The organism is Methylophaga pinxianii (assembly GCF_020447225.1).
Classification (GTDB): domain Bacteria; phylum Pseudomonadota; class Gammaproteobacteria; order Nitrosococcales; family Methylophagaceae; genus Methylophaga; species Methylophaga pinxianii.
The window spans coordinates 16,624-38,068 of sequence record NZ_JAJAEO010000167.1 but is presented as its reverse complement, the minus strand read 5'-3'; the positions used below and the strand labels follow the sequence as shown (position 1 = coordinate 38,068).

23 protein-coding genes and 2 tRNA genes are annotated in these 21,445 nt (G+C 45.8%); 6 read left to right on the top strand and 19 right to left on the bottom strand.

All coding sequences use genetic code 11. The features are described 5' to 3' along the window. Positions 1 to 41: 41 nt before the first annotated feature. Both LGT40_RS07450 and mscL read right to left on the bottom strand, forming a co-directional pair. Positions 42 to 659: a hypothetical protein gene (locus LGT40_RS07450; protein WP_226076555.1), complete on the bottom strand. Its 618-nt coding sequence runs from the start codon at positions 657 to 659 to the stop codon at positions 42 to 44. Between the two features lie 48 nt (positions 660 to 707). Continuing rightward, positions 708 to 1,109 (bottom strand): large-conductance mechanosensitive channel protein MscL, encoded by a 402-nt coding sequence (gene mscL, locus LGT40_RS07445; protein WP_226076551.1) that lies wholly within the window; start codon positions 1,107 to 1,109, stop codon positions 708 to 710. A gap of 180 nt (positions 1,110 to 1,289) precedes the next feature. Between mscL and LGT40_RS07440 the strand changes: the two genes are divergently transcribed. Next, the gene (locus LGT40_RS07440) at positions 1,290 to 2,276 is read left to right on the top strand and encodes a hypothetical protein (protein ID WP_226076548.1); all 987 of its coding nucleotides are present in this window, start codon (positions 1,290 to 1,292) and stop codon (positions 2,274 to 2,276) included. Positions 2,277 to 2,358: 82 nt separating this feature from the next. After that, positions 2,359 to 3,111: a hypothetical protein gene (locus LGT40_RS07435; protein ID WP_226076545.1), complete on the top strand. Its 753-nt coding sequence runs from the start codon at positions 2,359 to 2,361 to the stop codon at positions 3,109 to 3,111. 6 nt (positions 3,112 to 3,117) lie between these two features. Here the strand turns inward: LGT40_RS07435 and LGT40_RS07430 are convergent, their stop codons facing one another. The 3 genes from LGT40_RS07430 to LGT40_RS07420 are packed head-to-tail and all read right to left on the bottom strand — an operon-like array spanning position 3,118 to position 4,595. Beyond that, positions 3,118 to 3,552 (bottom strand): DUF6647 family protein, encoded by a 435-nt coding sequence (locus tag LGT40_RS07430; protein WP_226076531.1) that lies wholly within the window; start codon positions 3,550 to 3,552, stop codon positions 3,118 to 3,120. A gap of 41 nt (positions 3,553 to 3,593) precedes the next feature. Continuing rightward, positions 3,594 to 4,151, bottom strand: a complete 558-nt coding sequence (locus LGT40_RS07425) for a hypothetical protein (protein WP_226076528.1) — start codon at positions 4,149 to 4,151, stop codon at positions 3,594 to 3,596. 60 nt (positions 4,152 to 4,211) lie between these two features. After that, positions 4,212 to 4,595, bottom strand: a complete 384-nt coding sequence (locus LGT40_RS07420; protein ID WP_226076525.1) for a hypothetical protein — start codon at positions 4,593 to 4,595, stop codon at positions 4,212 to 4,214. A gap of 406 nt (positions 4,596 to 5,001) precedes the next feature. On the opposite strand from LGT40_RS07420, the gene LGT40_RS07415 reads away from it, so the two are divergent. After that, a complete protein-coding gene (locus tag LGT40_RS07415; protein ID WP_226076522.1) occupies positions 5,002 to 6,120 on the top strand; it encodes a mechanosensitive ion channel family protein in 1,119 nt (372 codons plus the stop codon). A gap of 83 nt (positions 6,121 to 6,203) precedes the next feature. Here LGT40_RS07415 and LGT40_RS07410 read toward each other — a convergent pair. The 10 genes from LGT40_RS07410 to LGT40_RS07365 all read right to left on the bottom strand — a co-directional run bounded on the left by LGT40_RS07410 (position 6,204) and on the right by LGT40_RS07365 (position 14,385). Further along, positions 6,204 to 6,280 (bottom strand) — tRNA-Met (locus LGT40_RS07410). A gap of 91 nt (positions 6,281 to 6,371) precedes the next feature. Beyond that, positions 6,372 to 7,439, bottom strand: coding sequence for a phospholipase A (locus LGT40_RS07405; protein WP_226076519.1), 1,068 nt, complete (start codon positions 7,437 to 7,439; stop codon positions 6,372 to 6,374). 60 nt (positions 7,440 to 7,499) lie between these two features. Continuing rightward, positions 7,500 to 8,591 carry a redox-regulated ATPase YchF gene (ychF, locus tag LGT40_RS07400; RefSeq protein WP_226076516.1) on the bottom strand — a complete coding sequence of 364 codons (1,092 nt, stop codon included), beginning with the start codon at positions 8,589 to 8,591 and terminating at the stop codon, positions 7,500 to 7,502. A 62-nt stretch (positions 8,592 to 8,653) separates the two neighbouring features. After that, positions 8,654 to 9,226 (bottom strand): aminoacyl-tRNA hydrolase, encoded by a 573-nt coding sequence (pth, locus tag LGT40_RS07395; RefSeq protein WP_226076512.1) that lies wholly within the window; start codon positions 9,224 to 9,226, stop codon positions 8,654 to 8,656. 20 nt (positions 9,227 to 9,246) lie between these two features. Next, complete coding sequence (locus LGT40_RS07390; RefSeq protein ID WP_226076494.1) at positions 9,247 to 9,915, bottom strand: 50S ribosomal protein L25/general stress protein Ctc; 669 nt, start codon at positions 9,913 to 9,915, stop codon at positions 9,247 to 9,249. A gap of 114 nt (positions 9,916 to 10,029) precedes the next feature. Continuing rightward, entirely contained in the window at positions 10,030 to 10,965 is a 936-nt protein-coding gene (locus LGT40_RS07385; protein ID WP_226076490.1) for a ribose-phosphate diphosphokinase, read from the bottom strand. Positions 10,966 to 11,052: 87 nt separating this feature from the next. Then, positions 11,053 to 11,127 (bottom strand) — tRNA-Gln (locus LGT40_RS07380). A gap of 20 nt (positions 11,128 to 11,147) precedes the next feature. Continuing rightward, positions 11,148 to 12,017 carry a 4-(cytidine 5'-diphospho)-2-C-methyl-D-erythritol kinase gene (gene ispE, locus LGT40_RS07375; protein ID WP_226076487.1) on the bottom strand — a complete coding sequence of 290 codons (870 nt, stop codon included), beginning with the start codon at positions 12,015 to 12,017 and terminating at the stop codon, positions 11,148 to 11,150. Continuing rightward, on the bottom strand, positions 12,014 to 12,613 hold the full coding sequence (gene lolB, locus LGT40_RS07370; protein ID WP_226076469.1) for a lipoprotein insertase outer membrane protein LolB: 600 nt from the start codon (positions 12,611 to 12,613) through the stop codon (positions 12,014 to 12,016). The genes ispE and lolB overlap by 4 nt, the downstream gene beginning before the upstream one ends. Beyond that, complete coding sequence (locus LGT40_RS07365) at positions 12,610 to 14,385, bottom strand: tetratricopeptide repeat protein (protein ID WP_226076466.1); 1,776 nt, start codon at positions 14,383 to 14,385, stop codon at positions 12,610 to 12,612. The genes lolB and LGT40_RS07365 overlap by 4 nt, the downstream gene beginning before the upstream one ends. A 122-nt stretch (positions 14,386 to 14,507) precedes the next feature. On the opposite strand from LGT40_RS07365, the gene hemA reads away from it, so the two are divergent. Together hemA and prfA are read left to right on the top strand one after the other, a co-directional pair. Continuing rightward, positions 14,508 to 15,767: a glutamyl-tRNA reductase gene (gene hemA / locus LGT40_RS07360; RefSeq protein ID WP_226076463.1), complete on the top strand. Its 1,260-nt coding sequence runs from the start codon at positions 14,508 to 14,510 to the stop codon at positions 15,765 to 15,767. Between the two features lie 3 nt (positions 15,768 to 15,770). After that, on the top strand, positions 15,771 to 16,859 hold the full coding sequence (gene prfA, locus LGT40_RS07355; RefSeq protein ID WP_226076460.1) for a peptide chain release factor 1: 1,089 nt from the start codon (positions 15,771 to 15,773) through the stop codon (positions 16,857 to 16,859). Here the strand turns inward: prfA and hemF are convergent. From hemF to purD, 4 genes are read right to left on the bottom strand one after another with little or no spacing between them, the layout of a single operon-like run. After that, entirely contained in the window at positions 16,856 to 17,785 is a 930-nt protein-coding gene (gene hemF / locus LGT40_RS07350; RefSeq protein WP_226076454.1) for an oxygen-dependent coproporphyrinogen oxidase, read from the bottom strand. The genes prfA and hemF overlap by 4 nt on opposite strands. Further along, complete coding sequence (gene tsaC / locus LGT40_RS07345; protein WP_226076452.1) at positions 17,782 to 18,336, bottom strand: L-threonylcarbamoyladenylate synthase type 1 TsaC; 555 nt, start codon at positions 18,334 to 18,336, stop codon at positions 17,782 to 17,784. Before tsaC ends, hemF begins: the two co-directional genes overlap by 4 nt. A gap of 33 nt (positions 18,337 to 18,369) precedes the next feature. Continuing rightward, complete coding sequence (locus LGT40_RS07340) at positions 18,370 to 19,242, bottom strand: phosphoribulokinase (RefSeq protein WP_226076450.1); 873 nt, start codon at positions 19,240 to 19,242, stop codon at positions 18,370 to 18,372. A 31-nt stretch (positions 19,243 to 19,273) separates the two neighbouring features. After that, positions 19,274 to 20,566, bottom strand: coding sequence for a phosphoribosylamine--glycine ligase (gene purD / locus LGT40_RS07335; protein WP_226076448.1), 1,293 nt, complete (start codon positions 20,564 to 20,566; stop codon positions 19,274 to 19,276). A 173-nt stretch (positions 20,567 to 20,739) separates the two neighbouring features. Here purD and LGT40_RS07330 point away from each other — a divergent pair, with 173 nt between their 5' ends. After that, positions 20,740 to 21,411 (top strand): LOG family protein, encoded by a 672-nt coding sequence (locus LGT40_RS07330; RefSeq protein WP_226076446.1) that lies wholly within the window; start codon positions 20,740 to 20,742, stop codon positions 21,409 to 21,411. Positions 21,412 to 21,445 lie beyond the last annotated feature (34 nt).

The window sequence follows — 21,445 nt, the reverse complement described above, 5'->3', positions numbered from 1 at the left end:
ACATTGGGAGCCAAAACAAATAAACAGGCATGCTCTCGGGGTTAGGAAACACAATCCATACGTTTAGCTTGGGCGATTAATTCTGTCACCGAGTTTTGCTGTTCATTCTTGCATCGGCTAAAAAACATTCGTTGTGTTCCTAATAAATAAGTGTTTTCGACAAATCGACATGAATTTGATGAGCTCGCTTTATCCCAACCTGCTAAACGTTGTGGCTGTTGCTCATAATTATCCAGTTGAAATAACACGACCTCTGCAGGCCGTTGTTCGATTTTGCTTAAATGCACTTGATAACCGTCTTCACAGTTCAATTTTTCCAGGGAATACTGCTGATACAGCTGTTGCAGGTTTTGGATAAGGCTGTGGGTTTTCATCCGCTGCAGTGTCGGCTCGACAAAAATCAGAAACAGCGCCAACATCATCACCATCAGCGCCGACCAGATAAACGATATTCGCGCCCATGCAGGCCAATTGAGAAAAACAAAAAGAACACCGGCACAAGATAAACAAAGGCCTGTATAGAAAAATACTGGCACAAGCCATTTTGCGTAGTCCGAAGGACTGCCGATCAGTCCCGCCAGGTAACCGTAAAATAACAAACTGCAAAGCAGCAATGCACCAAGAATACTGATCGAGCCCCGGACCAATAATGAGGTCATGTTAAAAAGACCGGGCGTTAAAAAACACCCGGGTCGGCAGCACTGTTATCATTTTTCTTTGAGCAGATCACGAATCTCCGTTAATAAGATTTCTTCTTTACTGGGTGCTGGAGGAGCAGAGGGAGCAGCTTCTTCTTTAGCTTTCATTGAGTTCATGGCTTTAATCGCCATAAATATCGCAAACGCAATAATCACAAAATCGACAATTGACTGAATAAACTGTCCATAAGCAATAACGACAGCTGGGGCATCGCCGACTGCTTCTTTTAATACAATCACTAAATCTTTGAAATCGGCACCGCCCAGTAATAAACCCAGCGGCGGCATAATCACATCAGAAACAAATGACGAAACGATCTTGCCAAATGCCGCACCAATGATGATACCAACCGCCATATCAACGACATTCCCGCGCATCGCAAACTTCTTGAACTCTTGTACCATGCTCATATTTTCTCTCCTTTTCGGCCTTTATTAACGTCCTGAACAAAACAGTTTTTACGGCTTTTATATCAGCAGTTTAGAATATATGACATAAAAAATATTCTTTGGGAAATTAGCGGACAATACCCGTGAGTATTTTTCTCAAGAAACTTTTTCCCGCTGACCGACAACTCTATAAGGTTTTTTATGGCAACTGGCTTTTTTCAAAAACGCATTGAAGAAATTATCAACAATGTTATGGGCTCTGACGATACCGCCTCGTTATCAGCTGAACAGTTGGACCAGCTTTCTTCACAATTGGCGCTGTACTTCTCAACCGTCTTACTTACCCTGGCGGGAGTCTTACTCGCAGGATTATTTGTTCTCTGGATGGTCAGAAGACGCTCAGCCCCTGCCTCTACCGCAAATAAGGAATTGGAACGTCAACGTTTATTACAGGAGTTTGAAAGTCAATTTCTGGCAATTAACCAACAACCGGCCCTCTGGTTAACCAATCACGCGACATTTGATGCCAAAGTGGTATACGAATTCTCGCTGGCATTGAGCTCAGAAATTCGCTGGACTTCACCTCAAGAGGTTGAGATTTCGTGGCATATGGGTGATCGAATGGTCACCATAACCGATCAGCAAGACATGCTGACAGCCAACCTACTGGATGAAATTCTGTTCTGGTTCCGCCGGCTGGACCGCGCTGTCTCAAGCGAACTTATTAAAGTCGAGGACATCTACAGTTTATGGCGTCAAATCTTGCCATTCGCTATCGATAACCGGTTTAGCTTTATGGCGGCTTACTTTGCTGAAGACAAGCGAGGTGATCTGGAGGATATTGAAGCAATTCGTCAGGTTTTAATCGGAGTAATTCGTTACTGTCAGCAACATAAACATACTCAACCATTGAGTTATATCAATGGTCGGTTGGATTCATTGTTTTTCGATGAACTTCCAAAAGGTATGAAAACCGGGCTCGAAGCAGCAAAACAAAATCCTCTTAGCCGTAAAGAACCTGTGGTGATGGATGAAGTTCCCGTTATTGTTCAGGAGACCAAGCCTGAACGTAAGGAACCGCTAGTTATCAATCCTGAAAAGGTCGTTGAAAAGCCAAAAAACCAGACGCGGAGAGAGCCTACCGTCAGTTTTGATAATATGGATGTAGAGAGGAAAAAACCGGAGTAATATTAATGCCTTGCGAGAGCAGACAACCACCTTGATGATAAAAAGCTGATCTTGGCAGACCAGTTAAGTGGGAGAGAATGTAATGAAATATTATTCAAATATCTTTTACATTTTATTCATGCTTTGCAGCGGATACTCACAACTCAGTCTGGCAGATTCAGCGGCGGAGTTACAGGTTATTGCTGATGGCCGCTTGCCTTTTGCTGAAGTCGACCAGCATCAATGGCTCAACCATCCAGGCATTGTGCAAGCATCCGACGAGGCCAGAGAATACTGGCGTAAGCGTAATACCGTTTATGATGATGCTTTTCGGATTATGGCCAGTGCTGAGGGGGCTTTCACAGCTCCTGACCGTCACCAGGTTGCCGTTTTGTACTTACTCAGCAGATGGCCTCGTTGCTGCAGCAATATGGGTCTTGCCATTCTCGAAGCGGATAAGCTCATCCGTAATATTGTGTTTGCCGGTAGTACGCATCATTTAGTTTCTGTTGCTGATCTGAATGATGACGGGCTGGATGAGTTAGCCCTGGTCAGCAGTTTTGGAATGGGAGGTAGTAATGAAACCAGTGTAGGGATTGTTTCGTTATCTGAACAGTCCACGGTTCTGCTCGGCAGATTTCCTCTCATTCAGGATGACTGTGCCACAGCCAGTGAACACAGTGAGCGTCATTCGTTTCGTATCAGTTATCCTAAAAATGCCGCTAATAGATTTGCTGTAGCACACTATCGAAGCGGCTGTGAGGAAATGGCGAAGAACGAGCTCGTTTCTGTCGACAGTATGATAATGGAGGCGGTTGATGTGAGCGAAGAGTATCTTGATTTGCCGATTAATTAGTTTGCACTACTCTCTGACGTTCGCTCCTTTGCATACATTGGCCAATACCGCGACTGCCAAATCAATTTGGAAAGTCGGTTCTTTATGTTCTTTTAGAAAGTACTGTTGTACCCGGTAGGCTTCCTGCTCTTTTTCAATACGTTGTTCACAACTCATTTCAGTTGGCACTAGTTCACCATTTATATCCTGAAGATAATGCACCATCTCATGAATAATAAAGCCCCTGGCCCCCTGATCCTGTCGAAGATCCATACGTTCATCATAATAAATGATATGTGTGTCAGTATCGTAGTAGGCGACTGCAGTACAGAATTGATCATCACATAACGTCTTTACCAGTTGCTGATGACTCACAGCTTCAACTACCGGCAACTCATCAGGCTTTTCATAGCCTGTCAGTGTTACCGCCCATAAAAACAGACCATTGATCAGTTCATGCATACACTCTCCTAAAAAGATAAAATCGCTTTTAGCTTAATCCGTTAAAGTGATTGAAACAGTTCCTGCATTGCTTGCTCATGGCTTAATTGTTGCTGTCTTAATGTGCTGTAATTTGCACACAATTCCCCGTAAACATACTGTCCACTGACCTGTTTAAAGTAATCGGCAAAACTCTCTAATAGCTGATCTTCGTCTACCTCAATCTGCATTTCCTGCAATTGTCGTGTTGTTTGAACGGTGCGGTTGGCAATAACGCGAGGCTGCTCATGAACATGTGGCTTAATATCGGAAAGCAGCCGTTGATAATACTCTGCTCCACGCGCTGTATCGGCATTGGATTTGGCTAGATAGAGCTTTAACAACCACTGCTCTGGTGGAGTTGGGTCAGCAACTGACAACATTTCAACCGGTTTAGCAGCCGGCATGCCTTGCTGTAATTTTTGTGGAACTGGCTTGATGATGGCATAGGATGATTGTTCATCGAATTCCTGTGATTGTGGCATTTCATCCTCTTCGTAGCCTGCAATGAAAGTAATGAAAAGGCAGACAAAAAATATAGACAGAACATACTTAAGGGTTGAAGTGCCCGATATATCCATTTGTTTGCTCCACTGTTAAATGGTCTTGAAGCCAATGTCATATCCCTTGTCTAAAGCGTATTATTCAATATCTCCATACCGTTCTTTTACGCCAGCTTCACTAATGAATGTTGCCGAGACTAAATCCCAACGCTGCTCTGCATCAAAAACGCGACTGCATCCTAATGCCTGAGAGCTTGATGGTTTGAGCGGGAACATTGATCGCCCACCCTGGCGCACATCATAAAAATACCGGTCCAAATGCAGATCAATAATCTGTTTTTCATGGGTATTTTTTACAAAAATTCGGGTTCCGCCTTTCTTTTCACACTCCTCATCTCCTTCTTCATAAAACGCAATATATTCACTCGCATCGTCACCCTCCGCTTTGATCAGGCTACTGAAGGACAACAATATTCCAGCAACAAAAGTGAACAATAAAAGAGAATGCGGTTTATGAATCATGAAGGCTCCCCTGAAATGCGAAAAGTTGTGTAAATCAGTGCAGACTGGAGGCAAAATTTCAAAGTTTCCTCTGCCCCACAACTCATGCCTTATACCCTACAAAACTCAGGAAAATATCATTGCTTTTAATGTTTTATGCTTAAAAGATTCAACATGAGCTTCTAACAATAAACTGGATTTTTAGCGCTTGAACTTGCTTCCCCTCTAACAACCCATTAAGTTAGAGGTAGCTGCAATTGCGATTTTGAGCTCTCTGATACTAACGAGATGCCTACAAAAATCGGCACGCTATTTCTCAAGTGACGGATATTTTCAGTCTGGTTCTGCCCAGCTTTCAGCCGTTTACACAGTCTTCTATAGCCTTGAGCAATCATTGGCACATCTTTTTACAACCAAGGAGAAACCTATGTTTGACTGGAATTCATTGAGCAATTGGAAAGCCTGGTTATCTGATCCAGCTGTGCTGAATTTTATGTTGGTATTGGGACTCTCTGTCATCAGCTATATTTTGCTTCGTATGATAATGAGTTTTGTCATTACACGAGTCGTCAATTGGTTATCACGCTCCAAAGGTCGTCTAGGTCGTTACGGCGTCGAAGTGTTCCAACATACCAGTCGACTGCTGATAGCTGTTATGGCCTTGCAAATAGGTCTTGCGCTGGTTGAACTGGGACCAGTATGGGATGCACGTGTCAGCCATTTATGGTTTCTGGTCCTGGCCTTACAAGTCGGATTGTGGCTGGACGCTGCCATCGCATTATGGAAAACCGAAACCATCGAAGAAAAGGTAGATCGTGAAAATCAACTGACTGTCACCATCGTTTCATTATTGGTCCGAACCAGTCTCTGGGTCGTGGTATTGCTATCAGTTCTGGCAAACCTGGGCGTTAATATCACTGCCTTAGTAGCCAGCTTAGGTATCGGGGGTATCGCCATTGCGCTGGCATTACAAACATTATTGGGCGACTTATTCGCCTCTGCATCCATTGGGGTGGATAAACCCTTTCGAACTGGTGATTTCGTGGTTTTTAATGACGTGGCCGGAACCATAGAATACATTGGACTCAAAACCACTCGAATCAGAAGTTTAAGCGGTGAACAGATTGTCTGTGGCAACACCAATCTGTTGCAGCAAACCATCCACAACTATAAACGGATGGAACAACGCCGGGTGGTATTTTTTCTTGCTATTTCATTTAGAACGCCAGTTGCCAAGGCGAAACAGCTTCCTGGTTTAATCAAAGAAATTATTGAATCTTTAGATAATACGCGCTTCGATCGCGCGCACCTGTTCCAATTTGATGATTATTCCATGCGATATGAGGTGGTCTATTATGTGATGAGTTCGGATTACAATATCTACATGGATATTCAGCAAAATATTAATTTCACATTACTCGAAGAGCTGGATAAACGAGAAATCAGATTTGCAATGCCGGTACGTTCTATTGAGTTTCTGGATGACATTCCCATTCCAGATCGACGGGAAAGCAAGATGGCAGATGGTGAAAGCGTCAAAGCCTGATTGACTGCGCCGCTGTCGATGACCAAATGGAGAGTTGGCTTTTACAAGCCAGTCAAATTCAGAATGAATTTGATGTAAAAGAGTGGTGGCTACACCTAGATTCGAACTAGGGACCCCATCATTATGAGTGATGTGCTCTAACCAACTGAGCTATGTAGCCACGAAGCCGAGCATTTTACGTTGCTGGGCAATAAATATCAACATTATGGACAGGTTAATCTTCCACAACTCGATGGGGCTGAGAATATGGCTTATAACCAATCGCTGAACTGGATACCAAAACCAATGCTATTGGTACGGTGATCGTAATCAATCAAACTTTCGCCATAACCATTAAACCACTGCACATAACCTCTGAAGTTTTTATACAGAGGAAAGCTCCAACCCAATTGAGTTGCACCTTTATTATCACCACGCAGGTTATTGCGGATCATCAGGTCAAAGCTGTGATCACCGTATTTATAAACCGATGTGAAATCAAAATTCCCCATATATTTTTCAATATCGGGATTATCATCAGAGCTATCCCGCTCAGGAACCCGATACCAAGGACGCAAGGCGAAATAAAAGTCACCTTTCTCAACAACAAATTCAGCAAAAATGCGGTTCCAGCTACGTGATAACTCACCGCTTTGACCGTTTGACTGATGATTAAAGCCCACATTAATCAGTGAGTTTTTAAAACCCAACAATTCGGTATCGTTAGCAAAGGAAAGCCAGGCTTCCGGTTCGTGATTAGAATCACGAAATACCTGTGAGTTATCGTTATTGAACATTTGCCAGAAAGAACGGTTGGTATAGGCAATAAAAGCATCCGCCCGGTCATTAAACAATCCCCTGACTACAGGCAATTTTAAGCTGATCTGGAACTTGCTTTCCCAAGGTTGAAAATTATAGTCATTTCCCTGATCGGACGCTTCAAAGGGTGCTTCATTGTAAGAGGCAGTATTATTACTGAAGATGAAATAATTTGGTCGGTGCGGTAAGAAAGCAAACGGGTTATTCGATTGGCTTTTTTCCAGTACCAAACGACGTGTTAACGCTGAACCATCCGCGGTTTTGATACTAGTGGCATCACCATCATCCAAAGAGACAGTCGGTTGTTCTGCTCGTTTTAACTCGGGCATCGCAACTGGCTCAAACGCTTCCTGTTTTTCTGCATTGATCTCAGCACTACAAATCTGGCGAATATCACCCACTGTCACCGTATCATCTGAGGTAGCCATTTTCGATAATATGCACGAATCCATTGCCGAATCAGCTTGAGCGGCACCCATCAGTATTGGTGTTAATAACACCCCAACAAACCATCTTTTCATGATCATTCCTTTACTTCAGAGCGCCTTGCGAGATCCTGAGATCATAAGGCAAATTTTAGATTAGACGTTGAACCTGAAATGCATGACATCGCCATCTTTAATGACATATTCTTTACCTTCAAGACGCCATTTTCCGGCATCTTTTGCACCTTGTTCGCCATTAAACTGAACGAAATCTTCATAACCGATAACTTCAGCGCGAATAAAGCCTTTTTGAAAATCGGTATGAATAACACCAGCACCTTCTGGTGCGGTGGCACCGACCTCAACCGTCCAGGCGCGGACTTCCTTCACGCCGGCAGTAAAATATGTTTGTAGGCCCAACAATTGATAGCCGCTGCGAATAACGCGATTGAGACCCGGCTCATCCTGCCCAAGTTCCTCTAGAAACTCGGCTTTGTCTTCATCGGCCAAGTCGGCAATTTCAGACTCAATAGCAGCACAAATAGGCACGACAATCGCATTTTCTTTTTCGGCCAGAGCCATAACGGCAGCTAAAGCAGGATTATTATCAAAGCCATCTTCTGCCACATTCGCAATATACATCGTCGGTTTGATGGTTAACAAATGCAAGCCGGTCAATAATGCCAGTTGATCATCATCGAGTTTCATTGCTCTAACAGGCAAACCTTGATCCAAATGCTCACGAATCTGCGTCAACAAATCCAAACGTGCTTTGGCTGTTTTATCGCCACCTTTGGCATCTTTTGTGGTTTTGGTGATCGCTTTTTCCACGGATTCCAGATCCGCCAATGCAAGCTCGGTATTGATAACTTCAATATCATCCACTGGCGAGACTTTACCTGCCACATGCACTACATTTTCATCTTCAAAACAACGAACCACATGGGCAATAGCATCTGTTTCCCGGATATTGGCCAGAAATTTATTGCCCAGACCTTCGCCTTTGGAAGCACCGGCTACTAAACCGGCTATATCAACAAATTCCATGGTAGTGGGCAAAACACGTTGTGGATTAACGATTGCGGCCAACTTATCCATACGTGGATCTGGCACTGGAACAATGCCGACATTCGGCTCAATGGTGCAGAACGGATAGTTTTGTGCTTCAATTCCTGCCTGCGTTAACGCATTAAATAAAGTGGATTTGCCTACATTAGGTAAACCGACAATACCGCATTTAAATCCCATGAGAAATCCTTAGGGGTTATTGAATAGAATGATCAAATATAGCGAACATCGCTAAACAAGTTTTACTGTGAATGCAGCCAATTCATGGCTTTTTCGAGGTTTCCAGCAAGTACATCAGGTAAGACACGACGGCTGTTATCAATACTTGCCATAATATTTTCCCGATCGACGGCTGAAGGTTTACTCAACACGTAATCTGCAACTTGTTTACTGTTCCCAGGATGGTCGATACCAATCCGGCAACGTAAGAATTCTTTACTGCCTAGCTGACTGATGATGTCACGTAAACCATTGTGACCACCATGACCACCACCACGCTTCAAACGCGCTACACCAGCGGGTAAATCCAGTTCATCATGGATAACAAGAATATTTTCCGGAGGGACTTTATAAAAGTTGGCCAGCGCCGAAACAGACTGTCCGCTGCGATTCATAAACGTGAGTGGTTTAACTAACCAGATTTTATGTTCTGGAGTTGTGAATTGAATCAGCTGGCCGTTAAATCGGGACTCAGTTTTAAAACTCTGTCCTAATTCACTTGCCAACTGATCCAACCACCAATACCCGACATTATGTCGGGTATGTTCATACTGAGAACCGGGATTGCCCAGACCGGCGATAATCCAGTTTGACATAGCAGTTCCCGACGACTGAATTACTCTTCAGTCGCATCCTCGTCTTCTTCGGTATCTTCTTCAAGATCCACTTTCGCAACACGTGGTTCATGAATACTGACCACCGCTTGATCGTAAGAAGAACGTTCACCTTCTTCCAAATGCTCATCCTGAGTATGCGTCAAGGCAACCAAAGTCACGCCTTTTGGCAATTTCAGTTCTGATAAGTGAATCGCTTCATCTTTTTCCAGTTTAGCAATATCAACTTCAATGAATTCTGGCAGATCTTTAGGCAGACAGGTGATTTCAACCTCTGTCATCAGATGTGAAACCATACCACCGGCTTTGACACCAACGGCTTTTTCTTCATTGATAAAATGCAATGGAATTGTCATTGTCATTGCATGTTTGGCATCAACGCGCAAAAAGTCGGCGTGGATGATTTTGTTATCGTTTGATGGATGACGTTGCAGGTCTTTTAAGACAACCTGGTTTTTCTTACCATCAATAACCAATGTCAGAATGTGAGCGTAAAACGCCTCTTCTGCCAAATGGCGAATAAACTGGTTATGGTTAACTGAAATTGAAACTGGTTCTTTATCAGCACCATAGACTACTGCTGGTACTTTGCCCGAATGACGTAGGCGGCGGCTCGCACCTTTCCCCTGGTCAGTACGCGCTTCAGCATGTACTTCAAATAAATTTTCCATCTTCTTCTCCAAGACTAAAAAACGGACACGAGGCCCGTTAAATATGCCGTTTTACGGCTTTTCGCCTCCCCCGCGACCAGGTTCAGCACATACAATCAAAAGACGAACTTTTGATTAATCCATATATAAAGAGCTTACAGACTCTTCATTACTAATTCTGTACATCGCTTCTGCGAGCATTTCGGCAATGCTCAGCACACGAATTTTGTCACAAGCAGCGGCATCAGGCTGCAATGGAATGGTATCTGTCACCACTAATTCGTTGAGCAATGATTTACTAATATTCTCAATGGCTGCACCGGATAAAACCGGATGGGTACAATACGCAACCACATTGGTCGCGCCATGTTCTTTTAATGCTGCTGCCGCGGCGCACAATGTGCCGGCAGTATCGACCATATCATCGACCATCACACAGGTACGGCCGTCGATATCACCGATGATATTCATGACTTTTGCCACATTAGCGCGTGGACGACGCTTATCAATGATTGCCAGTTCAACATCCAGATGTTTGGCCAGCGCACGGGCACGAACCACACCACCGACATCCGGCGACACCACAACCAAATCTTCGTATTTATGCTTCCAGATATCACCAAGCAACACTGGCGAAGCGTAAACATTGTCTACGGGACAATCAAAAAATCCCTGGATCTGATCGGCATGTAAATCAACAGTTAATACTCTATCTGCGCCCACACCGGTCAGCATATTAGCAACCACTTTTGCCGTAATGGCAACACGGGCTGAACGAGGACGACGGTCCTGACGGGAATAACCAAAATAAGGAACCACTAAGGTAATACGCTTGGCAGAAGCTCGACGGATAGCGTCGGTCATCACCATTAATTCCATCAGGTTGTCATTAGTAGGCATGCAGGTAGGCTGGACGATAAACACGTCTTTGCCACGAACATTATCTAGGATTTCAACCATGATCTCGCCATCGCTGAATTTTTCAACTGTGGCTTTACCCAAGCTGATATTCAGGAAGTTAGCGATATTTTCTGACAGTTTACGATTAGCATTACCGGTGAAGACCATCATGTTGTCGTCCGCGGAACGCTGTTGTAACTGGAGGAGTCGGTTTTGAGTCACTATAGAGATGCCGAGTTCGTTCATAAACAAAAAGAGTGGCTGGGGTACCAGGATTCGAACCTGGGAATGACGGGATCAAAACCCGTTGCCTTACCGCTTGGCGATACCCCAACTGTTTTTACTCAACTCTATCACTTTGCAGTTACATTCAGACTTCTCTCGAAGTCTTTTGCAAAAACATGCAACGGTGATTCGTTGCAGCCTTTGGCAGTAAAAGCATGCCAATCTTCCGGCACATTTTCTAAAACATTTTCAGCCTGTTGGGCCGAGTCAAAGCGGGCAAATACACAAGAACCCGTTCCGGTCATACGTGGAATGGTTGCATATTGTGCCAACCAATCCAGTGCTTGTGCAACTGGCGGATACAAATTTTTCACCACCGGTTCGCAAATGTTACTGCCTTCCCCCGCAAGGAAGCCCGCTATTGTGATGGGTTCACAATCGCGTGTCAATTGTGCTGCAGAAAATATTTCTGCTGTGGCGACGTTGCAATTGGGAAAGATAACTAAATACCAAGGCTCTGCTGGAGTGATCCGGGTAAAAATTTCTCCTACACCCTCTGCCCAAGCGGCATGACCGCGGACAAAAACCGGAACATCTGCGCCTAACTGCAAACCCAGCGATGCTAACTGATCCTCTTTTAAGCCACACTGCCAAAGCCTATTTAGCGCAACAAGCGTGGTCGCTGCGTCTGAACTTCCGCCCCCCAAACCACCGCCCATCGGCAGATTTTTTTCCAGCTGGATAATCGCGCCTGACTGACAATGTGAAGTCGACTGTAAAAGTTTAGCCGCCCGGACAATCAGATTGTCTTCTGCCGGGACATTTGCCAGATCTGCATTTAGAACAATGTTTGAATCGTCTGTGACAGTGAATTTCAGTTTGTCACCATAGTCAACAAACTGAAATGCCGTCTGCAAATCGTGATAGCCATCCGGCCGGCGGCCGGTAATGTGCAGGAATAGGTTTAGTTTTGCCGGTGCAGGCCACCATTCATTCATTGACCCACTTTCCACCCGTTCATGACCAAACGAATACTTAATTGTGGATGTTCAATAAAGATTTTAGCCGGTACATCATTGCCCTCAAGCGGCACGTAATTAACAAACTCAATTTGCCAGCCAGCTTGAGACAGCGTAGTCAAACGGCCTTTTTCATCCAACGTTTTTTTATCGATTTCGACAGCCTCATACGGTAGACCTCTAACCCAGTCTCGCAATGCACTCACGGGTAACAACCAGCCCATAACTTCAGCAAGTAATTGTTCCGGTGTCTCTGCTGAATAGGTTTCACCATTGGAAAACGTCATGGTGACTTGTTGGTCATCTCCGGCTAATTCCACCGCCCCCTGAGAGAAAGGACCAAACAAACGGATGTTGAACGCTTGTTGTTGCTGCTGCCAGGTCACGCCAACATTCCAGCCTTCTTTATCCTGACGAATAACGGTACGTCCCCGAAAAGACCAGATATCCATTTGTTTTAGGGCAGTTTGCCGACTTTCCCACATCAGTTCTGCTGGAGCTAACGGCTTGGTCTGCCAGAAAGGCGTACAGGCTGTTACCAACATCAGTGAGAGTAAAACGAAAAGCTGTTTCATTTAGTCAACCGTTGCAAGGTCTCCTGAAGCACTTTGTTGCTTGGATCCAGCTTCAAAGCCTGATCCCAATATTTTTTCGCTTCACTTTTTTTATTCTGCACCCAAAGCACTTCACCCAAATGGGCTACAAATTCGACATCCGCCTGAATCGCAACCGCTTCACGCAGATAGTATTCCGCTTTTTCCAAATCACCCATGCGGTAATACACCCAGCCCAGACTATCCAGGTAATACGGATCATTAGGACGAATTTCCAACGCCTTATTAATCAGCTCTAAAGCTTCTTCATGCCGATCAGTCCGATCAGTCAGGGTATAACCCAAAGCATTCATTGCCTGCGCATTTTCGGGATCAATTTTTAAAATGGTGCGTAAATCGTTTTCCAGCATATCCAGATTACCCAGCGATTCCGCGACCATCGCACGGCTGTATAACAAATCCAGATGACCGGGATGATTGCCTAACGCCTCAGTTAAAATATTCAGCGCTTCTTCTGGCATACCCTGCTCGCGCAGGAAACCGGCTTCAAACAGATAAAAATCCACGGCCTGTTGCGGGCGTTCCTGACGCAACAGTTGTAAATGTTTCCGCGCTTTATCAATATCGCCTTGTGAAGCCAATAAATTGATATAACGGGTTTGCGCCATTTCAAAACGCGGACTCTCTGGCGGTACTGAAGCGAACCACACTAACGCTGAATCCACGCTACCATTCATCTCTTCGGCAAGGCCCATAAAGTAACTCGCCTGACCACCGGCATCGCCCATCTGTAATAACTGACTGAAAAACGATTTGGCCGTTTGACCGTCTTCACGTTCCAATGCCAGCAAGCCCAGCGCAAACAACACATCGGGATTCTCAGGGTTTTCCAGATGCAACTCTTCAAAAACGCGTTTGGCCTTTTCAGACTGGCCGAGCTCACCCAATAACTTGCCATAGGTAAAACGCAAAGATTCACTGGCGCCTTCTTGCTCCGCAGCTTTGGCAATCAGCTTTAATGCTTCTTCATTTTTATCAAACGTTTGCAGTAAATCCGCTTTCAAAGCGAGATAAGCTTCATTGCGGGGAAACTCTTCAAGCAATTCATCCACCGCGATTTCAGCAACCTCAAACCGCTGGAAAAATGCTGCTAGACGAGCATAGGTAAACCGTGCAGCCGGATCATCATTTTTATAAAGATCTAATTCAAGCAGAGTCTGTAAACCTCTTTCGGCATCACCCTTTTCACTAAGGTTGGCTGCCAGGCTTTCCAGATATTTTTCTTTATTCTCTGGCTCCAGAGCCAATGCTTTATTCATGGTTGTGACCACTTCAGGAAAATTATCTTCCATCAGCAGAAACGGCACACGCATCACGTAGACTTCGGCTTCTTCTGGCGAAACCTCCTGCCAGCGGGTTAGCGCCCGATCAATTCGTTTGGGATCACGGGAAAATGTCGAAATGCGCGCGGAACGTCCAGCGAGGTTCGGTGAGTCGGTTAACTCGGCTGCCTGATTATATAAATCCACAGCGATATCAAGTTGCCCGCGCTGACCAGCAATTTCAGCCGCAAGAACGTAATAAACCAGCTCCGGAGTCAGCGGCAAATCCATTTCGGATTGCGCAGTTTCCTCTACCTCGGGTTCAGTAACTTCAACCGGTTGCAGAGTAGTGTTCTCGTCTGATTGCTTAGCAGTAGCAGCGCATCCAAACAGTAAAATAGGTATCATCAACCAAGTTGCCGATGAGGCAAACTGTTTGGAATGACAGCGTAACTGTTGCAATAAATCCATAATTCAACGACCTGACTGATTGAGTTTGATAGAATGGCGAATTAGTCTTGTCCAGACCGACATATCAGACAACCTAGCTGAAGGCTGTAAAGTTTAACAGCATACAACACGACTCCTTAATTATGCATCTTGTCACTTACGGCATTAATCACACAACCGCTCCGGTTGATGTGCGCGAGAAGCTTAGCTTTGATGCTGATAAATTACCTTTGGCTTTAGCGTCACTGATGTTAAATGACAGTGTGATTGAGGCAGTGATTGTTTCTACCTGCAATCGCACCGAAATATACTGTCACCTAGACGAAGATTATGACAATAGCGTCCTGCTATGGTTGCACAACTTCCAACAACAAGAAGCCAGCACCTTACAGCCTTATCTTTATCGTTATGAAGGCGCTGATGCTGTCAGGCATTTATTTCGCGTCGCCTGTGGTCTCGACTCATTAGTACTGGGTGAACCGCAAATTCTCGGTCAGTTAAAAACCGCTTACACCCAGGCATTAAATGCGCAGGCTTTAGGCAAATCATTGGGTCGTCTGTTTCAACATGCCTTTGCGGTAGCCAAACAGGTGCGTACTGATACAGCAATTGGCAACAGCCCGGTTTCGGTCGCCTTTGCTGCCGTCAGTCTGGCAAAACAAATCTTCAGCAATCTTGCCGATTCGACTGCCCTTTTAATTGGTGCCGGTGAAACCATTGAACTGGTGGCCCGTCATTTATTTGATAACGGCACTAAACGACTGATTATTGCTAACCGTACAGTGGAAAGAGCCCATCTGCTGGCCACGTCCGTCAATGGATATGCCATCAGTTTAAGTGAAATTCCTGCGCATCTCGCCGAGGCCGATATCGTTATCAGCTCAACTGCCAGTCAATTACCGATTTTAGGCAAGGGCACTGTCGAAAGTGCATTGAAACAACGTAAGCGCCGACCTATCTTTATGGTGGATATTGCCGTGCCACGTGATATTGAAGCGGAGGTCGGCCAACTGGAAGACATTTATCTCTACAGTGTGGATGATCTGCAGGACATTATTGAAGAAAATTTGCAGTCGCGTCGCGATGCCGCCAAACAGGCTGAAGAAATTATTGATACGCAAGCCGATCACTTTGCCGGTTGGATGCGTAGTCAGGATGCCGTGCCCGTGATTAGAGCGATTCGTGATCAGGGACAAATGCTCAGCACTCAAGCCGTAGATAAAGCATTACGCCAGCTCGAACAGGGTATGAGTGCAGAAATGGTCATGACCGAACTGGCGCGCACACTCACCAACAAACTATTACACGAACCCAGTAGACAACTGCGGCAATCAGCGTTTGAATCAGATGAAAATAACCCCATGATTGATGCTGCTCGTCGTTTATTTAATATTAAGGATTGATCTGTGAAAGATTCCATCAGGCATAAACTTGAAGCGTTAGTTGATCGCCATGAAGAGATCAGTGGCTTGCTTTCTGATCCGGAAACCATGGCCAATCAGAATAAATTTCGCACCTTATCGCAGGAATATGCGCAGCTAGAGCCCGTGGTAAAACACTTTGCTATGTATCTGCAGACGTTGAGCGATCTGAAAGATGCTCAGGCAATGATGCAGGAAAAAGATCCTGAGCTACGTGAAATGGCCAAAGAAGAGCTGGCTATCGCCGAAGAAAAACAGGAACAGCTCGCTATTGATTTGCAGAAACTGTTGCTGCCTAAAGACCCCAATGATCAACGCAATATCTTTCTCGAAGTCCGCGCCGGTACCGGTGGCGATGAAGCCGCGATTTTCTCTGGTGATTTATTCCGTATGTACAGTCGCTATGCAGAATCCCGTCGCTGGCAGGTGGAAGTGCTCAATGCGCAGGAAGGCGAACATGGCGGCTACAAAGAAATCATCGCCCGCATTGTTGGTGATGGCGCTTACTCGCGGCTGAAGTTTGAATCCGGCGCACACCGGGTTCAACGTGTTCCTGAAACCGAATCACAAGGCCGTATCCATACCTCAGCCTGTACTGTTGCGATTTTGCCGGAAGCCGATGAAATCGATCAGATTGAAATCAACCCGGCAGATATCAAAATGGATACGTTCCGCTCATCCGGCGCCGGTGGCCAGCACGTTAATACGACCGATTCCGCCGTGCGTATTACCCACATTCCAACCGGCATTATTGTTGAGTGTCAGGAAGAACGCTCGCAACATAAAAACCGCGCCAAGGCGATGTCGGTTCTGCAATCACGCATTATGGCGGCCAAGCAGGAAAAACAAGCATCAGAACAAGCGGAAACCCGCAGGCTGTTGGTGGGCAGTGGTGATCGCAGCGAACGCATCCGTACCTATAACTATCCGCAAGGCCGTATTACTGATCATCGGATCAATTTGACCTTATATAAACTGGATGAAGTGATGTCGGGCCAACTGGATCAGGTGATTGATCCATTAATCAGCGAATATCAGGCGGATCAGCTGGCGTTACTCTCCAAAGAGTCCTAGGCCTGTTTAGCTTTTACCGCCAGCCAATCCTGCGGCTGCAAATAGTGATCATACAGCCGGGCTTCAGCAGAGCCCGGCTCGGGTTGCCAGTTATAACGCCACTTCACTAAGGGTGGTAACGACATTAAAATCGACTCGGTACGACCGCCCGATTGCAAACCAAACAAGGTGCCGCGGTCATACACCAGATTAAATTCCACATAACGACCACGACGATACAACTGAAAATCTCGCTGCTGTTCGGTGTAACTCAAATGTTTACGGCGCTCAACAATCGGCAGATAAGCTGACGTGTAACTGCTGCCCACACTGCGTAATAAGCCAAAACAGTGCTCAAAATCCGGCACATTCAAATCATCAAAAAACAGTCCGCCGACACCACGTGGTTCATTGCGATGTTTGAGAAAGAAATACTCATCACACCACTTTTTGTAATCGTCATAAACCTTATCACCAAACGGATCACAAGCCTCTTTCGCTGTTTTGTGCCAATGGATAACATCCTCATCAAACGTGTAATAAGGCGTCAGATCATAGCCTCCACCAAACCACCAAATTGGTTCTTCGCCTGCTTTCTCAGCAATAAAGAACCGTACATTGGCATGAGAGGTTGGTACGTATGGGTTATGCGGATGAATCACCAGCGAAACGCCCATGGCCTGAAAACTTCGCCCGGTCAGTTCTGGCCGACTAGCCGTTGCTGAAGGCGGTAAATTATCACCACTGACTTCAGAAAAATTGACTCCGGCCTGTTCAAACACCGCGCCATTGTTTAAAACGCGCGTACGTCCACCGCCACCAGCCGGGCGCTCCCAGTTATCAACTGCAAAAGTTTCTTTACCATCCGCAGCTTCAACTTCTTTGCAGATACTATCTTGTAATGAGAGTAAATACTCACGTACAGCATTAATATCCGGCGCACTCATCGCAAAACCTCACCGGTCACGGCATCACGAATAGTCGATGGCTTACTGGCTCCGCCCAAAGCACCGGGAAGCACGTAGTCCAGTTCCGGTAATTGCCAACGCACTTGATGCACATTTTTAGCAGGTTTCAGTCCGGTGATATTGGCACTGCTGGAAACCAGCGGACCACCAAATTGACGTGACAATTCTGCGGCTAGCGGATGCGCCGTCACTCTGACCGCCAAGGTATCCCGGCCACCAGTTAACAATGGCGAAACAGATTCCCGAACAGGCAATAACCAGGTGTTTGGACCTGGCCAGCTTTTTGTCACTTTGGCCAGAATGTCTGCCGATAATGGCTGAATAAAATCCTGCAATTGATTAAAGTCAGCCGCGATCAGAATCAAGCCTTTTTCCAATGGTCGCCGCTTCATTGCCAGTAATTTGATAATAGCGGTTTCACTTGATGGATCGCAGCCCACCCCAAATACCGCTTCAGTCGGATAGGCAATAACGCCCTCTTCCTGCAGTGCAAGACACGCCTGACGCAATTGCCATGTTGAGAAATTCATTTTCGACACTTATCGCTACTTTTAAACACTTAATTAACTCATTTGACGCTTTTTCTGCATCATTTCTTCAACAATCGGCGTCAAAATGACCTCGATTGCCAAGCCCATTTTTACTCCCGGCACCACGATATTGTTGGGTCGTGACATAAACGAATCTTTCAACATCGACAGGTAATACGGAAAATCCGCCATTTTTGGATCTTTAAAACGGATAACACACAAACTTTCATCTGCTGTGGGAATTTCACGCATCGCAAACGGATTGGATGTATCAATCAACGGCACCCGTTGAAAGTTGATATGGGTACGGGAAAACTGCGGTGTAATGTGATGTATGTAATCGGGCATCCGTCTCAGGATAATATCGACCACGGCTTCCTGTGAATAACCACGATTGGAGCAATCACGTTTAATCTTCTGGATCCATTCGATATTAATGACCGGAACGATGCCAATTAACATATCGGTATATTGGGCAATATTCACTTCATCGGTGACCATGCCGCCATGTAATCCCTCATAAAACAGCAAGTCGGTATCCGTCTCCAGCGGTTCCCACTCGGTAAACGTACCAGGCGGTTGATTGAACTTAACCGCCTCAGCTTCGTTGTGAATGTAATGGCGTTGTTCACCATGGCCGGTTTCGGAATAGGTCTGGAATAATTTTTCCAATCGATCCAGACAATTGGCTTCCGGGCCAAAATGGGTCAGTGCACGACCTTCGGCTTCCGCCTTCGCCACAGCAGCACGCATCTCTTCACGGTTATAGCGGTGAAAACTGTCACCTTCAATAACCACCGGATTCACATTGGTACGGCGAAAAATATCATCAAACGCCTGTTTCACGGAGGACGTTCCCGCACCGGATGATCCCGTGACCGCAATGATCGGATGCGACACTGACATTCAGGCTACTCCCTTTAAAAGTCGTAATGTATCAGTTTTGCTGTTGTTCGCGGGCAACGGCGCGGTAGGCAATATCCGTTCGGTAATAAGCATCTTGCCAATGAATTTTTGCCACACCGGCATAAGCTTGTTGCTGAGCAGCAGCGACGCCATCACCAAGTGCTGTCACACATAAAACACGGCCACCGGCGGTGACGACGTTATTGTTGTCAAACGCTGTTCCAGCATGAAAGACCCGCATATCAGCTGAATCCACATCATCCAGGCCTGAAATCACATCGCCTTTTTTGTAACTGTCAGGATATCCACCGGCAGCCATCACCACACCAACTGCCGCACGTGAATCCCATTCAGCAGTCACTTCATCAAGACGTTTATCCAACGCCGCTTCACATAATTCGACTAAATCAGACAGCAGACGCATCAGAATAGGTTGGGTTTCCGGATCACCAAAACGGCAGTTATATTCCACTACGCGGGGCGCACCGGTTTCATCAATCATCAAACCCGCATATAAAAAGCCGGTGTAGGCACGGCCATCTGCGGCCATACCTTTCACGGTAGGCTCAATGACTTCACGCATGACCCGATCAAATACGGTATCGGTCACCACAGGAGCAGGAGAATAAGCACCCATCCCCCCAGTATTCGGGCCTTTATCGCCGTTATCACGGGCTTTGTGATCCTGTGACGTTGCCAATGGCAGAATATTTTTGCCATCCACCATCACAATAAAACTGGCCTCTTCGCCGGTCATAAACTCTTCGATAACCACTCGATGACCAGCTTCGCCGAAGGCATTGCCCGATAACATGTCTTCTACTGCAGCAATCGCTTCTTCAACAGTTTGCGCGACAATGACGCCTTTGCCCGCCGCTAATCCGTCGGCTTTAACGACAATAGGCGCGCCACATTTCAAAATGTATTCGATAGCATTGGAGATATTGGTAAAGACTTGATAAGCAGCAGTAGGGATTTGATGACGAGCGAGAAAGTCTTTGGTGAAGGATTTGGAAGCTTCCAGCTGCGCCGCTTCCTTACTGGGGCCGAAACAGCGTAAACCGGCTTTTTCGAAAGCATCAACCACGCCTTTCACCAACGGAATTTCAGGGCCAACAACAGTCAAGCCGATATCATTCTGCTGCGCAAAGCTGACCAGCGCATCAATATCATCAACGGCGATATCAACATTACTGACGCCTTCCTCGTTTGCGGTTCCCGGGTTGCCCGGAGCGACAAAAACTTCACTGCAACGCGGTGATTGTTTAAGTTTCCAAGCCAGCGCATGCTCACGACCGCCACTACCAATGACCAGAACTTTCATTATATTGCTGCCATACCTACTGAAATAAAGCGTTAATGATACCGGAGATGACTGTATAACCAAATATTAATAGACGGCCTGCATACGCCCACAATGAACCGCATAAGCCATAGATTGTAACTATGGCGGCTTTTGATTATTGTGATATCCAGCCTCTTTGTCAGGAAATAACAGTGGAAGATTTAAAAACATCGGAAGCTTGGCGGGTTTTCCGTATTCAATCCGAATTAATTGATGGTATCGAAACGCTCAATGGACTGGGACCCGCCGTATCCATATTTGGCAGTGCCTGTCTCAGCGAAGATTCACCTTATTATCAGGCTGCTCAACAAGTGGCTCAATCCCTTTCCCAGGCAAAATTTTCTGTGATTACCGGTGGTGGCCCCGGCATTATGCATGCCGCCAACGCCGGTGCATTCAAACAAGGCTCACATTCTGTAGGCCTCAACATTGAACTGCCGATGGAGCAAAAACCGAATCCAAATCAGGATATCAGTCTGAGTTTTCGTTACTTTTTTGTACGCAAACTGATGTTTGTAAAATCCTCAATGGGATATGTAGTTTTCCCCGGTGGTTTCGGTACGCTGGATGAGTTCTTTGAAGCATTAACCCTTATTCAAAGTCGAAAAATCCGTCACTTCCCGGTTATCTTGTATGGATCAACCTATTGGAAAGGCCTGATCGATTGGCTGCGCTCTGAAGTCTTGCGAATGGGGTGTATTCAAGAGGAGGATCTGACGATTTTCCATCTGGTCGACCGCTCTGAAGAGGTTTTGCCAATCATCCAGCAACATTTTGCTGCACTGGGAGCTCACCCGGAAGAGGATCAACGTTTTCCTGTCTGATCTGGATCAAATAAGCGGCCATTAACTGTTTGCC

Excerpts from the sequence above, each read along its gene's own strand:
- LGT40_RS07450 (WP_226076555.1), bottom strand. The coding sequence starts at position 659 with ATGACCTCATTATTGGTCCGGGGCTCGATCAGTATTCTTGGTGCATTG.
- mscL (WP_226076551.1), bottom strand. The coding sequence starts at position 1,109 with ATGAGCATGGTACAAGAGTTCAAGAAGTTTGCGATGCGCGGGAATGTC.
- LGT40_RS07440 (WP_226076548.1), top strand. The coding sequence starts at position 1,290 with ATGGCAACTGGCTTTTTTCAAAAACGCATTGAAGAAATTATCAACAAT.
- LGT40_RS07435 (WP_226076545.1), top strand. The coding sequence starts at position 2,359 with ATGAAATATTATTCAAATATCTTTTACATTTTATTCATGCTTTGCAGC.
- LGT40_RS07430 (WP_226076531.1), bottom strand. The coding sequence starts at position 3,552 with ATGCATGAACTGATCAATGGTCTGTTTTTATGGGCGGTAACACTGACA.
- LGT40_RS07425 (WP_226076528.1), bottom strand. The coding sequence starts at position 4,151 with ATGGATATATCGGGCACTTCAACCCTTAAGTATGTTCTGTCTATATTT.
- LGT40_RS07420 (WP_226076525.1), bottom strand. The coding sequence starts at position 4,595 with ATGATTCATAAACCGCATTCTCTTTTATTGTTCACTTTTGTTGCTGGA.
- LGT40_RS07415 (WP_226076522.1), top strand. The coding sequence starts at position 5,002 with ATGTTTGACTGGAATTCATTGAGCAATTGGAAAGCCTGGTTATCTGAT.
- LGT40_RS07405 (WP_226076519.1), bottom strand. The coding sequence starts at position 7,439 with ATGAAAAGATGGTTTGTTGGGGTGTTATTAACACCAATACTGATGGGT.
- ychF (WP_226076516.1), bottom strand. The coding sequence starts at position 8,591 with ATGGGATTTAAATGCGGTATTGTCGGTTTACCTAATGTAGGCAAATCC.
- pth (WP_226076512.1), bottom strand. The coding sequence starts at position 9,226 with ATGTCAAACTGGATTATCGCCGGTCTGGGCAATCCCGGTTCTCAGTAT.
- LGT40_RS07390 (WP_226076494.1), bottom strand. The coding sequence starts at position 9,915 with ATGGAAAATTTATTTGAAGTACATGCTGAAGCGCGTACTGACCAGGGG.
- LGT40_RS07385 (WP_226076490.1), bottom strand. The coding sequence starts at position 10,965 with ATGATGGTCTTCACCGGTAATGCTAATCGTAAACTGTCAGAAAATATC.
- ispE (WP_226076487.1), bottom strand. The coding sequence starts at position 12,017 with ATGAATGAATGGTGGCCTGCACCGGCAAAACTAAACCTATTCCTGCAC.
- lolB (WP_226076469.1), bottom strand. The coding sequence starts at position 12,613 with ATGAAACAGCTTTTCGTTTTACTCTCACTGATGTTGGTAACAGCCTGT.
- LGT40_RS07365 (WP_226076466.1), bottom strand. The coding sequence starts at position 14,385 with ATGGATTTATTGCAACAGTTACGCTGTCATTCCAAACAGTTTGCCTCA.
- hemA (WP_226076463.1), top strand. The coding sequence starts at position 14,508 with ATGCATCTTGTCACTTACGGCATTAATCACACAACCGCTCCGGTTGAT.
- hemF (WP_226076454.1), bottom strand. The coding sequence starts at position 17,785 with ATGAGTGCGCCGGATATTAATGCTGTACGTGAGTATTTACTCTCATTA.
- tsaC (WP_226076452.1), bottom strand. The coding sequence starts at position 18,336 with ATGAATTTCTCAACATGGCAATTGCGTCAGGCGTGTCTTGCACTGCAG.
- LGT40_RS07340 (WP_226076450.1), bottom strand. The coding sequence starts at position 19,242 with ATGTCAGTGTCGCATCCGATCATTGCGGTCACGGGATCATCCGGTGCG.
- purD (WP_226076448.1), bottom strand. The coding sequence starts at position 20,566 with ATGAAAGTTCTGGTCATTGGTAGTGGCGGTCGTGAGCATGCGCTGGCT.